At 71.2% G+C, this 13004-nt stretch carries 14 protein-coding genes and 4 tRNA genes; 4 read left to right on the top strand and 14 right to left on the bottom strand.

Annotated features, from left to right (window positions below):
* Positions 1-142: 142 nt before the first annotated feature.
* From rplA to D7231_RS18255, 5 genes are all read right to left on the bottom strand, one after another.
* Entirely contained in the window at positions 143-859 is a 717-nt protein-coding gene (gene rplA / locus D7231_RS18275; RefSeq protein WP_120756552.1) for a 50S ribosomal protein L1, read from the bottom strand.
* A 79-nt stretch (positions 860-938) separates the two neighbouring features.
* Positions 939-1373, bottom strand: a complete 435-nt coding sequence (gene rplK / locus D7231_RS18270; protein ID WP_120756551.1) for a 50S ribosomal protein L11 — start codon at positions 1371-1373, stop codon at positions 939-941.
* A 160-nt stretch (positions 1374-1533) separates the two neighbouring features.
* The gene (gene nusG / locus D7231_RS18265) at positions 1534-2445 is read right to left on the bottom strand and encodes a transcription termination/antitermination protein NusG (protein WP_120756550.1); all 912 of its coding nucleotides are present in this window, start codon (positions 2443-2445) and stop codon (positions 1534-1536) included.
* Positions 2446-2526: 81 nt separating this feature from the next.
* Positions 2527-2817: a preprotein translocase subunit SecE gene (gene secE / locus D7231_RS18260; RefSeq protein WP_106677933.1), complete on the bottom strand. Its 291-nt coding sequence runs from the start codon at positions 2815-2817 to the stop codon at positions 2527-2529.
* 109 nt (positions 2818-2926) lie between these two features.
* Positions 2927-2999, bottom strand: a tRNA-Trp gene (locus D7231_RS18255).
* 229 nt (positions 3000-3228) lie between these two features.
* On the opposite strand from D7231_RS18255, the gene D7231_RS18250 reads away from it, so the two are divergent.
* Both D7231_RS18250 and D7231_RS18245 read left to right on the top strand, forming a co-directional pair.
* Positions 3229-4476 carry a pyridoxal phosphate-dependent aminotransferase gene (locus D7231_RS18250; protein WP_120756549.1) on the top strand — a complete coding sequence of 416 codons (1248 nt, stop codon included), beginning with the start codon at positions 3229-3231 and terminating at the stop codon, positions 4474-4476.
* A 144-nt stretch (positions 4477-4620) separates the two neighbouring features.
* Positions 4621-5640 carry an adenosine deaminase gene (locus D7231_RS18245; protein WP_120756548.1) on the top strand — a complete coding sequence of 340 codons (1020 nt, stop codon included), beginning with the start codon at positions 4621-4623 and terminating at the stop codon, positions 5638-5640.
* A 21-nt stretch (positions 5641-5661) separates the two neighbouring features.
* Here the strand turns inward: D7231_RS18245 and D7231_RS18240 are convergent, their stop codons facing one another.
* The 8 genes from D7231_RS18240 to D7231_RS18205 all read right to left on the bottom strand — a co-directional run bounded on the left by D7231_RS18240 (position 5662) and on the right by D7231_RS18205 (position 10484).
* Entirely contained in the window at positions 5662-6717 is a 1056-nt protein-coding gene (locus D7231_RS18240; RefSeq protein ID WP_120756547.1) for a UDP-N-acetylmuramate dehydrogenase, read from the bottom strand.
* A 278-nt stretch (positions 6718-6995) separates the two neighbouring features.
* Positions 6996-8321 (bottom strand): DHA2 family efflux MFS transporter permease subunit, encoded by a 1326-nt coding sequence (locus D7231_RS18235; protein WP_120756809.1) that lies wholly within the window; start codon positions 8319-8321, stop codon positions 6996-6998.
* Between the two features lie 127 nt (positions 8322-8448).
* A complete protein-coding gene (locus D7231_RS18230) occupies positions 8449-8982 on the bottom strand; it encodes a TetR/AcrR family transcriptional regulator (RefSeq protein ID WP_120756546.1) in 534 nt (177 codons plus the stop codon).
* Between the two features lie 73 nt (positions 8983-9055).
* Positions 9056-9487, bottom strand: a complete 432-nt coding sequence (locus tag D7231_RS18225; protein WP_120756545.1) for a MaoC family dehydratase — start codon at positions 9485-9487, stop codon at positions 9056-9058.
* Complete coding sequence (locus tag D7231_RS18220; RefSeq protein WP_120756544.1) at positions 9488-9940, bottom strand: MaoC family dehydratase N-terminal domain-containing protein; 453 nt, start codon at positions 9938-9940, stop codon at positions 9488-9490. It lies immediately after the preceding gene.
* 95 nt (positions 9941-10035) lie between these two features.
* Positions 10036-10200, bottom strand: coding sequence for a 50S ribosomal protein L33 (rpmG, locus tag D7231_RS18215; RefSeq protein ID WP_006604855.1), 165 nt, complete (start codon positions 10198-10200; stop codon positions 10036-10038).
* Between the two features lie 88 nt (positions 10201-10288).
* Positions 10289-10361 (bottom strand) — tRNA-Met (locus D7231_RS18210).
* 50 nt (positions 10362-10411) lie between these two features.
* Positions 10412-10484 (bottom strand) — tRNA-Thr (locus D7231_RS18205).
* Between the two features lie 194 nt (positions 10485-10678).
* On the opposite strand from D7231_RS18205, the gene D7231_RS18200 reads away from it, so the two are divergent.
* Complete coding sequence (locus D7231_RS18200; RefSeq protein ID WP_120756543.1) at positions 10679-11953, top strand: amidohydrolase family protein; 1275 nt, start codon at positions 10679-10681, stop codon at positions 11951-11953.
* A 68-nt stretch (positions 11954-12021) separates the two neighbouring features.
* Positions 12022-12684, top strand: a complete 663-nt coding sequence (locus tag D7231_RS18195) for an NAD(P)H-binding protein (protein WP_120756542.1) — start codon at positions 12022-12024, stop codon at positions 12682-12684.
* 82 nt (positions 12685-12766) lie between these two features.
* Here the strand turns inward: D7231_RS18195 and D7231_RS18190 are convergent.
* A tRNA-Tyr gene (locus D7231_RS18190) sits at positions 12767-12848 on the bottom strand.
* Positions 12849-13004: the final 156 nt, after the last annotated feature.

Here is a 13004-nt window from a genome sequence, read left to right as displayed (position 1 = left end):
GCACTGACAGATGCGGCGGACGAGTGCACGGGCAGCGTTCGGACCGCGTTAAAACGCGAGCAGGCCCCGCATCTCACCAGGAGATGCGGGGCCTGCTCGTTCGCTTACGCGTACGCGCCGAGGCGTCGTGATCCGGTCAGGATCAGACGGTCTCGTCCTCCACCAGGAGGTTGCGGGTGCGGTTGCTGTCCAGCGGGATGCTGGGGCCCATCGTGGTGGTGATGGTGGCCTTCTTGATGTAGCGGCCCTTCGCGGCGGACGGCTTGAGGCGGGTGATCTCCTCGAGCGCCGCGGCGTAGTTCTCCACCAGCTTGGCCTCGTCGAACGAGACCTTGCCGATGATGAAGTGCAGGTTCGAGTGCTTGTCGACGCGGAACTCGATCTTGCCGCCCTTGATGTCGGTCACGGCCTTGGCCGTGTCCGGGGTGACGGTGCCGGTCTTCGGGTTCGGCATCAGGCCACGGGGACCGAGCACGCGGCCGAGGCGGCCGACCTTGCCCATGAGGTCCGGGGTGGCGACGACGGCGTCGAAGTCCAGACGGCCCTTCGCGACCTCGTCGATGAGCTCGTCGGCGCCGACGATGTCGGCGCCCGCGGCACGCGCGGCCTCGGCACGGTCGCCGGTCGCGAAGACCAGGACCCGGGCGGTCTTACCGGTGCCGTGCGGAAGGTTCACGGTGCCACGGACCATCTGGTCGGCCTTGCGCGGGTCGACACCCAGGCGCATGGCAACCTCGACGGTCGCGTCGAACTTGGTGGCGGAGGTCTCCTTCGCCAGGCGGACGGCCTCGAGCGGGGCGTACAGACGCTCCCGGTCGACCTTCGCGTCCGCGTTGCGAAGAGTCTTGCTGCGCTTCACTGAAACTCCTCAGTGGTGATTGGAGTCGTGGTGCGGGCCGGCGCTGGCCCTTCCACGGGTACTGCCAGGGAGGTGGAGGTCAGCCCTCGACCGTGATGCCCATGGAACGGGCGGTGCCGGCGATGATCTTCGACGCGGCGTCCAGGTCGTTGGCGTTCAGGTCGGGCATCTTGGTCGTGGCGATCTCGCGGACCTGCGCCTCGGTGATCTTGGCGACCTTGGTCTTGTGCGGCTCGCCGGAGCCCTTCTCCACGCCCGCGGCCTTGAGGATCAGCTTCGCGGCCGGCGGAGTCTTGGTGACGAAGGTGAAGGAACGGTCCTCGTAGACCGTGATCTCCACCGGCACGACCATGCCACGCTGCGACTCGGTCGCGGCGTTGTAGGCCTTGCAGAACTCCATGATGTTGACGCCGTGCTGACCCAGCGCGGGGCCGACCGGCGGGGCCGGGTTGGCGGCACCGGCGCTGATCTGGAGCTTGATAAGCCCCGTGATCTTCTTCTTCTTGGGAGGCATTGCTCTCTCCGGGTCCTAGTGAGAGTTTTTTTGCCCGCGCACAGTGCGCACAGGCATACCGCACCACGATAACGGGTAACGTGCTACGGCCAAAAACCGAGCAGGTCAGACGGGCTTCAGCAGCCCGTCTGACCTGTTCGGAAGCGTTTGTTCAGAAGTGTCAGTTCTTCTGGATCTGGTCGAAGCTCAGCTCGACCGGGGTCTCGCGGCCGAAGATCTCGACGAGGCCCTTGACCTTCTTCGAGTCGGCGTTGATCTCGTTGATCGTGGCCTGGAGGGTCGCGAACGGGCCGTCGGTGACGGTGACCGAGTCGCCGACCTCGAAGTCCAGGACCTGGACCTCGACCTTGCGCTGCGGCGCCGGCTTGCCCTCGGCCTCGGCGGCCTCGCGGGCGGCCTTCTCCTCGGCCTCCGGGGCGAGCATCTTGACGATCTCGTCCAGCGTCAGCGGGTACGGGTCGTAGGCGTTGCCGACGAAGCCGGTGACGCCCGGGGTGTTGCGGACGACGCCCCAGGACTCGTTCGTCAGGTCCATGCGCACCAGGACGTAGCCCGGGAGCTTGTTCTGGCGGACGGTGCGGCGGTCGCCGTTCTTGATCTGGACGACCTCCTCCTGCGGCACCTCGGCCTGGAAGATGTAGTCCTCGACGTTGAGCGAGACGGCGCGCTGCTCGAGGTTGGTCTTCACGCGGTTCTCGTAACCGGCGTAGGTGTGGATGACGTACCACTCGCCGGGCAGGCCGCGGAGCTCCTCGCGGAGGGCGGCGACCGGGTCGACGGGCTCCTCCTCGGCGGCCTCCTCGGCCTCCTCAGCGGTCTCGTCGTCCTCAGCGGTCTCGTCGTCCTCAGCGGACTCGGCGTCCTCGTCGGACTCGACGTGGAGGGCGGCCTCCTCGGCCGGCTCGCCGGCAGCGGCTTCCTCGGCGTCGAGCTCGTCGGCGGCGTCGGCGCCCTCGACGATCTCCTGCGCGGTGTCGTCGCCCTCGACCTCGGCCGTGACAGTGGCATCCACGTCGGCCTCTGCCGCCTCAGCGGCCTTCTCGGCGGCGTCGTTCAGGTTCGGGTCAGACACGTGGCTGCTTCTTCCTGGCTACAAGGGGTGGAACGTGCGAAAGGGGCGGCTCGCCTCACGGCAGCCGCCCTACCCGCGGATTCAGCCGAAGACGTACTTGACGGCGTTGGTGAACCCATAGTCAATCACGGTGACCAGGCCAATGACGATGACGACAAAGACGATCACCACGGTGGTGTACGTCGACAACTGGCCCCGGGTGGGCCAGACGACCTTGCGGAGCTCTGCGACGATCTGACGGTAGAAGAGCGCGAGGCGGCCGAAGGGGCCCTTCTTCCCGCGCTTCCCGCCACGGCGGCCCTTCCTGGCGGCCACCTCGTCCTCGGGACGACCGCTCTCAGGCGTCGCGGTGGAGCCAAGGGCTTCCGTCACTACGTCCTCACCTGAATCCGGGTCGTGAGCCGTGCCGCGCCCGGTTGAGCCGCACGGCGGTGCATTTCTCTACGTACGCACGCACGCACCCTGGTGACGATGCGTGTAGCAGGGCCGAAGGGACTTGAACCCCCAACCGCTGGTTTTGGAGACCAGTGCTCTACCAATTGAGCTACGACCCTTTGTGGTTCCCCAACGTACCGCATCCGAGCGTGCGCACGGTGTGTGCGGAGCCGGATCGCGGCCGGTGAGGGCCAACGGTGGATGAGTGTACGTGGTCCTGGGGCGTGCGTCGAACAGCTTGTGCCGCGGGGATGCCGGAACGTCGCATTCCGGGCCTTCGGGAGGGGACTGCGAGCCGTCCGTGAAACGGGTGTGCCCGCTTCGTCCCCCGTCTGCAACGATGCCCCCATGACCGCTGCGACTCCTTCCGAGCCCCCCGTCCAGTCCCCCACCGAGCGCCGGGTGTCGACCCGTGTCGGATCGATCTCCGAGTCCGCCACCCTCGCCGTCGACGCCAAGGCGAAGGCCCTCAAGGCCGCCGGGCGCCCGGTGATCGGCTTCGGCGCCGGCGAGCCCGACTTCCCCACCCCCGGCTACATCGTCGAGGCCGCCGTGGAGGCCTGCCGCGACCCGAAGAACCACCGCTACACGCCCGCCGGCGGCCTCCCCGAGCTGAAGGCCGCGATCGCCGCGAAGACGCTGCGCGACTCCGGCTACCAGGTCGAGGCGTCGCAGGTGCTGGTCACCAACGGCGGCAAGCAGGCCATCTACGAGGCCTTCGCCGCGATCCTCGACCCGGGCGACGAGGTCATCGTCCCCGCCCCGTACTGGACCACGTACCCGGAGTCGATCCGGCTGGCCGGCGGTGTGCCGGTGGAGGTCGTGGCCGACGAGACCACGGGCTACATGGTGTCGGTCGAGCAGCTGGAGGCCGCCCGTACGGAGAAGACGAAGGTGCTGCTCTTCGTCTCCCCGTCCAACCCGACGGGCGCGGTCTACTCGCGCGAGCAGGTGGAAGAGGTCGGCCGCTGGGCCGCGGAGCACGGGCTGTGGGTGCTGACCGACGAGATCTACGAGCACCTCGTCTACGGCGACGCCGAGTTCTCCTCGCTGCCCGTCGTCGTGCCGGAGCTCCGCGACAAGTGCATCGTCGTCAACGGCGTCGCCAAGACGTACGCCATGACCGGCTGGCGCGTCGGGTGGGTCATCGCCCCGCAGGACGTGATCAAGGCCGCGACGAACCTCCAGTCGCACGCCACGTCCAACGTGTCCAACGTCGCACAGCGCGCGGCGATCGCCGCCGTGTCGGGCGACCTCTCCGCCGTCGACGAGATGAAGACCGCCTTCGACCGGCGCCGCCGCACGATCGTGCGGATGCTCAACGAGATCGACGGCGTCCTCTGCCCGGAGCCGGAGGGTGCGTTCTACGCCTACCCGTCGGTCAAGGCCCTGCTCGGCAAGGAGATCCGCGGCAAGCGGCCCGCCACGTCCGTCGAGCTCGCCGCGCTGATCCTGGAAGAGGTCGAGGTCGCGGTGGTACCGGGCGAGGCCTTCGGCACGCCGGGGTACCTGCGGCTGTCCTACGCGCTGGGTGACGAGGATCTGGTCGAGGGCGTTTCGCGGATCCAGAAGCTGCTGGCGGAGGCGAAGGCCTAGCGAGGGCCTGGCCGCCTGCGGTTCGCTGCTTACGGGCTCCCGGCTTTGCCGGGGGCCCGTATTCGTTTTCGGTGCAGCGCTCGTTGGCGGGCGTTCAGCGAAAGTGCCTTCCGGTTTCGGCGGTGCTTGCGGCAGGATCTGCGAATGGAGAGTGTTCGCGACGTCCGGTTGCTACCGAAAGCCCATCTGCATCTTCACTTCACCGGGTCGATGCGGCCTTCCACCCTGCTGGAGCTCGCCGACAAGTACGGCGTGCACCTCCCGGAGGCGCTGAGCAGCGGCGAGCCGCCGAAGCTGCGGGCGACGGACGAGCGGGGCTGGTTCCGGTTCCAGCGGCTCTACGACATCGCGCGGTCCTGCCTCCGGTCGCCGGAGGACATCCGGCGGCTGGTGCGGGAAGCCGCGGAGGAGGACGTCCGGGACGGCTCCGGGTGGCTGGAGATCCAGGTCGACCCGACGTCGTACGCGCCGCGGCTGGGCGGGCTGATCCCCGCCCTGGAGATCATCCTGGACGCGGTCGAGAGCGCGTCCAAGGAGACCGGGCTGGGAATGCGGGTGCTCGTCGCCGCGAACCGCATGAAACACCCCCTGGACGCCCGTACGCTGGCGCGGCTCGCCGTGCGGTACGCCGACCGCGGCGTGGTCGGATTCGGGCTCTCCAACGACGAGCGGCGCGGACTCGCGCGCGACTTCGACCGCGCCTTCGAGATCGCCCGGGAGGGCGGGCTGCTGGCCGCGCCGCACGGCGGGGAACTGTCCGGGCCGAGCAGCGTGCGGGACTGCCTCGACGACCTGCACGCGTCGCGCGTCGGGCACGGTGTGCGGTCCGCCGAGGACCCCCGGCTGCTACGGAAGCTCGCGGAGCGGGGCGTGACGTGCGAGGTCTGCCCCTCGTCCAACGTCGCCCTCGGCGTCTACGAGAAGCCGGGCGACGTGCCGCTGCGGGCGCTCTGGGACGCCGGCGTACCGATAGCTCTCGGCGCGGACGACCCACTGCTCTTCGGCTCGCGGCTCGCCGCGCAGTACGAGCTGGTGCGGCAGCACCACGGCTTCACGGACGCGGAGCTGGCGGAGCTGGCGCGGCAGTCGGTACGGGGGTCGGCCGCGCCGGAGCCCGTCCGGGCGGGGTTGCTGGCGGGGATCGACGCTTGGCTGGCCGCCTGAGCGCCGGCCCGCTGCCCCGCCCTACAGCGACACGCCCACTGTGACCGGCTCGTTCACCAGCGTCACACCGAACGCCTCGTGAACCCCGGCACGGACCTCGCGGGCGAGCGCCAGGAGATCCTCCGTGGTCGCCTCGCCCCGGTTCGTCAGCGCAAGCGTGTGCTTCGTGCTGATGCGCGCCGGGCCCGCCCCGTACCCCTTCGTGAAGCCCGCCTTGTCGATCAGCCAGGCCGCGGACGTCTTCATGAAGCCCTCCCCCGCCGGGTACGCGGGCGGCGCCACGTCCGCGCCGAGGCGGTCCGCCACGCGGGCCAGGAACGCCGCGTGCTCGGCGGTGGTGAGGATCGGGTTGCAGAAGAACGAGCCCGCCGACCACGTGTCGTGGTCCTCGGGGTCGAGGACCATGCCCTTGCCGGCGCGCAGCTTGAGGACCGTCTCGCGGGCCTGCGCCGCGGGCACGCGGTCGCCCGCCTCGACGCCGAGGGCGCGGGCCGTCTCGGGGTAGCGGATGGGCGCGGACAGGCCGTCCGCGTCCTCCAGCTCGAAGCGGACGCGGAGGACGACGTAGCGGGTGGGGTCGGCCTTGAAGCGGCTGTGCCGGTACGCGAAGGCGCAGTCGGCGGCCGGGATGGTGACCGTCTCACCGGTGCGGCGGTCGTACGCCACGACCTCCGTGATCGTCTGCGCGACGTCCTGGCCGTACGCACCCACGTTCTGGATGGGCGTGGCGCCCGCGGAGCCGGGGATGCCGGCGAGGCACTCGACGCCGGCGAGGCCGGCTTCGACGGTGCGGGCTACGGCGTCGGACCAGTTCTCGCCGGCGGCCAGTTCGAGGGCGGTGCCGTCGAGGGTGAAGCCCGTCGTCGCGATGCGCAGGGCGGTGCCGTCGAAGCCCTTGTCGGAGATGACGAGGTTGCTGCCGCCGCCGATGATCAGCAGCGGGGTTCCGGTCTCGTCGGCCTCGCGGACGGCGGCGATCACCTCGGCGTCGGTGGTCGCCGTGATCAGGCGGCGGGCGGGGCCGCCGAGCCTGAAGGTGGTCAGGGGGGCGAGGGGGGCGTCGTGTCGTTCCTGCACTCGACCAGGGTACGGGTGGGCTGAGCGGTGGGGTCCGGGGCCGGGTGCCGGGGGCTCCGGGGTGGGGGTCCGGGGCCGCATATTTACGGGCCCGCCCCCGGCGCCGTGATCCCGCCCTCTTCTCCTGCCGGACCCGCAAATACACGTCAGCGCCCCGGACCCCCACCCCTGCGCCCCCGGCCCCCTCCGTTCGTCCATCCCTGCGGCATCCCGGTGCAGCGCCTCTGCGGCTTCCGTGATGGGCCGGCGGGTGGGCATGACCCCCCGCCGCGCCGGCTTCAGGCGCTCTGCCGCGTCGCGGTCCGGGTGGGTATCAGCGTTGCCGCCAGTGCCCCTAGCGCCACCGCCGCCGCGCCCGCCCAGAGCGCGGGGATCAGGCCGTCCGCGAAGGTCCGGGCCGTGCCGTAGCCGCCCCGGGCCGAGAAGAGGGCGGCCAGGACGGCTACGCCCAGCGCCCCGCCCACCTCGCGCAGAGCGCTGTTCGCGCCGGAGGCCATCCCCTGTTCCGCCGGGCGGACGCTGGACATGGTCAGGTTCGCGGCGGGGGCGAAGAACAGGCCCATGCCGATGCCGCTGACGATCAGGCCCGGGAGCTGGGCCGCGTAGGAGATGTCTGGGCTCGTGATGAGGGCGAAGTCGGCCAGGCCCAGCGCCTGGAGGGCTAGGGCGGTGATGACGACCGGGCGGCTGCCGATGCGGTCGGCGAGGTAGCCGGAGAGCGGCGCCGCGATCATCGGCATCGCGGTCCAGGGGAGCATGCGCAGCCCCGCCTGCGTGGGCGAGTAGCCGAGGGCGTTCTGGAGGAACTGGCTGAGCAGGAAGATCGAGCCGAACATGCCCAGGAACATGAAGACGCTCGCGGCGTTGACGGCGGCGAAGGCCCGGACTCCGAAGATGCGCAGGGGCAGCACGGGGTGCTTGGCGTGGAGGCCGTGGTGGATGAAGCCTCCAATGAGGGCGGTGCCCGCGATGAGGGCCGTCAGGACCTGGGGGCTCGTCCAGCCGTGCGAGTTCGCGTTGACCAGCCCGTAGACGATGCCGAAGAGGCCGCCGCTGACGAGGAGCGTGCCGGGGACGTCGAGGCGGGCGTCCGGGGCGTGGGACTCCTGGAGGCGGAGGCGGGCCAGGGGGATGAGGGCCAGGCCCAGCGGGACGTTGAGCCAGAAGATCCACTGCCAGGAGAGGTGCTCGGTGAGCGTGCCGCCGATCAGCGGGCCGCCGGCCACGGCCAGGCCGTCCACGGCGCCCTTGATGCCGTAGACGACGCCCCGGCGGGCGGCGGGGACGGCCGCGGTGAGCAGGGTGAGGGACAACGGCGTCGTGATGGCGGCGCCCACGCCCTGGAGGGCCCGGGCGGCGATCAGGGCCTCGATGCCGGGGGCGAGGGCGGCCGCGGCGGAGGCCGCGGTGAAGATCGTGAGGCCGGCGACGAAGAGCTTGCGGCGGCCGAAGCGGTCACCCAGGGCCGCGCCGGACATGAGCAGGACCGCGTACGTGAGCGTGTAGGCGTTGACGGTCCATTCGAGGTCTTCCAGCGCCCCGCCGAGGTCCTGGCGGATGGCCGGGAGGGCCGTGGTGACGACCAGGTTGTCCAGCGCGGCCATGAAGCCCGCCACGCCGGTGATGACCAGGGCCCAAGCGGCCTTGGATCGCACGAAGATCCCCCCAGATTTGTTAAGTGAGCAATCACTAATTTGGCACGGTGCAAGGGCCCGCTTGCGGGGCTTCTCTTTAGAAGCCTGCCCACGTCCTGTGGTCCGGCGGGAAGCCCAGGGATACCAGCGTGTTGATCAGCATCCCCTTGGCCAGGAACAGCGTCGTCTCCTTCGCTTCCCCGCCGAGCGCCAGATGCACCCCGTCCCACAGCTCCATCCAGGCCTTGCGGATCGAGCTGCCGAACTCGTGCTCCCCCGCCGCCTCCGCCGAGGCCACCGCGACGTAGATCTGCATCTGCATCTGGAGCTTCTCGGGGTCCTCGGCGATGAGGTGGTCGTAGGCCGCGGCCATGGCCTGCAGCGTTCCACGGGGCGGCGCGCCCTCGACGGCCTTCTCGAAGACCTCGCGGGTCTCCTCCAGGCAGCGGCGGGCCGCCGCCAGGAAGATCGCCTCCTTGGTGGGGAAGAGCCGGAACAGGTACGGCTGCGAGACGCCCACGCGGCGTGCGATCGCCTCCGTGGACGTGCCCTTGTACCCGGCTCGCGAGAACTCCGTGACCGCGGCGCGGATCACACTCTCGCGCCGTTCCTCCGCGCTCATCCTGACCATGAAAGTAAGTTAGTGATTACTTAGTTCCAGTGTCAAAGAGAGAGGGCGCCGGCTTCTGCGCGGCGCCCTCCCGTCAGGCGAGGCGTACGACCGCTCGCGACATCCCCAGGACCTTCTGGCCCCCGCTCTTGACCAGCAGGTCCACCCGGACCGTGCGGTTCTCGTCATCCTTGACCGCGACCTTGCCGCTGACCTCGATGACCGCGCCCTCGTCGTCGTTGGGCACGACGACCGGGCGGGTGAAGCGCACGCCGTACTCGGCGACGGCGCCCGGGTCGCCCGCCCAGTCCGTGACCACGCGCGCCGCCTCGGCCATGGTGAACATGCCGTGCGCGATCACGTCCGGCAGGCCCACCTCCTTGGCGAACTTCTCGTTCCAGTGGATCGGGTTGAAGTCGCCCGAGGCGCCCGCGTAGCGGACCAGGTCCGCGCGCGTCACCGGGAAGGAGCGGACCGGCAGCTCCGTGCCGACCTCGACCTCGTCGTAGGAGATCCGGGCAGTCATCTACGCCTCCTCGGCCGCGCGGGCCACCAGGGTCGTGTGCGCGGTCACCACGTGCTCGCCGTGCTCGTCCCGGACCTCGCCGCGGATCGACAGGACGTCGTTGCCCGCGAGGGACTTGATCGACTCGATCGTGGAGACCACCGACAGGCGGTCGCCGGCCCGCACGGGGCGGACGTAGGCGAACTTCTGGTCGCCGTGCACGACGCGCGAGTAGTCCAGGCCCAGCTGCGGGTCGTTCACGACCGCGCCGGCCGCCCGGTACGTGACGGAGAACACGAAGGTCGGCGGGGCGATCACGTCCGGGTGGCCCAGCGCCTTGGCGGCCTCCGGGTCGGTGTACGCCGGATTGGTGTCGCCGATGGCCTCGGCGAATTCGCGGATCTTCTCCCGGCCGACCTCGTACGGTTCGGTGGCCGGATAGGTCCGCCCTACGAAGGACTGGTCGAGCGCCATGGCCCGGTACCTCCTGCGGCAGTGGTGAACGGTGGCGGATACGCCGCGAGGCCGCCCCCGGTGAATGGGGACGGCCTCGCGAACGAGCCTTGTTGTTATCGCGTCTCGCGGTGCGCGGTGTGCGAGTTGCAACGGGGGCAGTGCTTCTTCATCTCAAGACGGTCCGGGTCGTTGCGCCGGTTCTTCTTGGTGATGTAGTTCCGCTCCTTGCACTCCACGCATGCCAGCGTGATCTTCGGGCGGACGTCGGTGGCAGCCACGTGAAGTGCTCCTTGACGGATATGGACGGATTTAACGCAGACAAGAGTAGCCGATCGGAGGACCGACCCCACAATCGGCTACTACGTGTAGCGGTGACCGGACTTGAACCGGTGACACAGCGATTATGAGCCGCTTGCTCTACCGACTGAGCTACACCGCTTTGATGTGGGAGGGACTCCCCGCCCGAAGGCGGGGAACCTCTCACACCAGAGCCCCAAAACGGAATCGAACCGTTGACCTTCTCCTTACCATGGAGACGCTCTGCCGACTGAGCTATTGGGGCGAGCGAGGAAGACATTACACGGTTGGCCGCCGAAGGTGAAATCCGTATCCGGACGGCGCCCGCGACGGCGCCACGGAAGCCTTCTCGCACCACACCAGTACGACTATTCGTCGCTTGCTCGAAGCCGTTCCTGCCGCGCCCTACGCTCGGACCTGCTGCGTGATCATGCACGCCCCGGCCCCCGGAGGAGCGCGATGCCCGACAGCCAGCCGCAGCCCCCGGCGAACCCCGGGGGCGAGGCTCCCCGGCCCGCCGCCGCGCCCGGCGACGGCGCCCTCGTGCTCGGCGGCGCCCGCCTCGCCGACGGCCGCACCGTGGACGTGCGGCTGAGCGGCGGCCGCATCGAGGCGGTGGGCACCGCCGGCAGCCTCGCGCCCGGTCCGCGCGTGGACCTCAGCGGCTATCTGCTGCTGCCCGCGCCCGCCGAGCCGCACGCGCACGGCGCCACCGCGCTCACCGCCGAGTCCGACGAACCCGTCTCGTACGCCGCGGAGGACGTCCAGCGGCGCGCCACCGAGGCCGCGCTGCTCCAGCTCGGGCACGGGGCCACCGCCCTGCGCTGCCACGTGCGCATCGGCGACGTGCAGGGGCTGCGCTCGCTGGAGGCCGTGCTCCAGGCCCGGCGGGCCCTGCGCGGGCTCACCGACCTCACCGCCGTCGCCGTGCCCCGGCTGCTCACCGGCGCCGCCGGGGCCGACGGGCTGGCCCAGCTGCGGGACGCCGTGAAGATGGGCGCGGCCGTCGGCGGCTGCCCCGACCTCGACCCCGACCCCGCCGGCTTCGCCGAGGCCGCCCTCGACCTGGCCGCCGCCCACGGCTGCCCCGTCGACCTGCACACCGACGGCTCCGACCCGGCCCGGCTCGCCCGGCTGGCCGCCATGGCCGGCGGCTTGCGCCCCCGCGTCACCCTCGGCCCCTGCGGCGGCCTCGCCCGCCTCCCCCGCGACCTGGCCGTGCGCGCCGCCGAGCAGCTGTCCGCGGCCGGCGTGACCGTCGTCTGCCTGCCGCAGGGGGACTGCGGGACGCTGGAGCAGCGCGGCGCCCGCGTCTCGCGCTGCGCCCCGGTGCGGCTGCTGCGGGCGGCGGGGGTGCGGGTGGCGGCCGGCAGCGGCGCCCTGCGCGACGCGGCCAATCCGGTCGGGCGCGGCGATCCCCTGGAGGCCGCGTACCTGCTGGCCTCGCACGGCGAGCTGCGGCCCGAGGAGGCGTACGAGGCGGTCAGCGGGTGGGCCCGGGCGGCCATGGGGCTGCCGCGGGTGCGGGTGGAGGCGGGCTTCCCGGCCGAGCTCCTGGCCGTACGGGGCGAGCGCGTCGAGGGCGTGCTGTCGATGGCCTACAGCCGCCTCGTGGTGCACAAGGGCCGCGTCGTGGCCCGTACGAGCGCGGTGCGGGAGTACTGCGACGGCTCGGCCGCCGCGGCCCTGGAGCTGCCCCGGCAGTCCTCGCGCGGCGGCGGCGAGCCGTCCTGACGCGGGGTCGGGGACGGGGCCCGGCGAGGCCCTCTGTCGGATTCCGGTGATCGGCGTACGGTCGGATCATGCGCATTGTCATCGCTGGTGGACATGGTCAGATCGCGCTGCGGCTGGAGCGGCTGCTCTCCGCGCGCGGGGACGAGATCGCGGGCGTCATCCGCAGGCCGGAACAGGCCGGCGCCCTCCTGGCGGCCGGTGCCGAACCGGTCGTGTGCGACCTGGAGTCGGCCTCCGTGGCGGATCTGGTGAAGCATCTGGAGTCGGCCGACGCCGCCGTCTTCGCGGCCGGCGCGGGGCCGGGCAGCGGCATCGACCGCAAGGACTCCGTGGACCGCGGGGCGGCCTCCCTCTTCGCCGACGCGGCCGAGGCGGCCGGCGTCCGCCGCTTCCTCGTGGTCTCCTCCATGGGCGCCGACCGCGAGCCCCCGGAGGGCACCGATCCGGTCTTCGCCGCGTACCTGCGCGCGAAGGGCGCGGCGGACGCGGACGTCCGGGCGCGGGCCGGCCTGGACTGGACGATCCTGCGGCCGGGGCGGCTCACGGACGACGCCGGCACGGGCCGGGTGGCGCTCGGGCAGTCCACGGGGCGGGGCGAGGTGACCCGGGACGACGTCGCGGCGGTCCTCGTGGCGCTGCTGGACGAGCCGGGGACGGCGGGGCGGACGCTGGAGCTGATCGGCGGGGACACGCCGGTGACGGAGGCGGTGAAGGCCGCGGCGGAGGAGTGAGGGGCCGGGCGGGAAACGGCTGAAGGGCGGGGCGGAAAACGAAAGAAGCCCCTGACCTTTTCAGGTCAGGGGCCTCATTCCGTGGCGGCGCCAGGATTCGAACCTGGGTAGGCTAAGCCGACGGATTTACAGTCCGCTCCCATTGGCCACTCGGGCACACCGCCATGGGGTGCTACCTCGGGCTCTCTTTCGATTCGCGCCGGGGCAACGACGTAAACCATACCCGATGACCTGGGGTGGTCCGCCACTCGGTTCATCGCCCGTGCGAACGGGCCCAGGGTGGCTAGGCTGACGGGGCGGTCCGCCGCCGGCCCCGAGCC

It is taken from the genome of Streptomyces klenkii (assembly GCF_003626645.1).
Taxonomy (GTDB): Bacteria; Actinomycetota; Actinomycetes; order Streptomycetales; family Streptomycetaceae; genus Streptomyces; species Streptomyces klenkii.
This window is presented reverse-complemented; position numbering and strand designations above follow the sequence as displayed.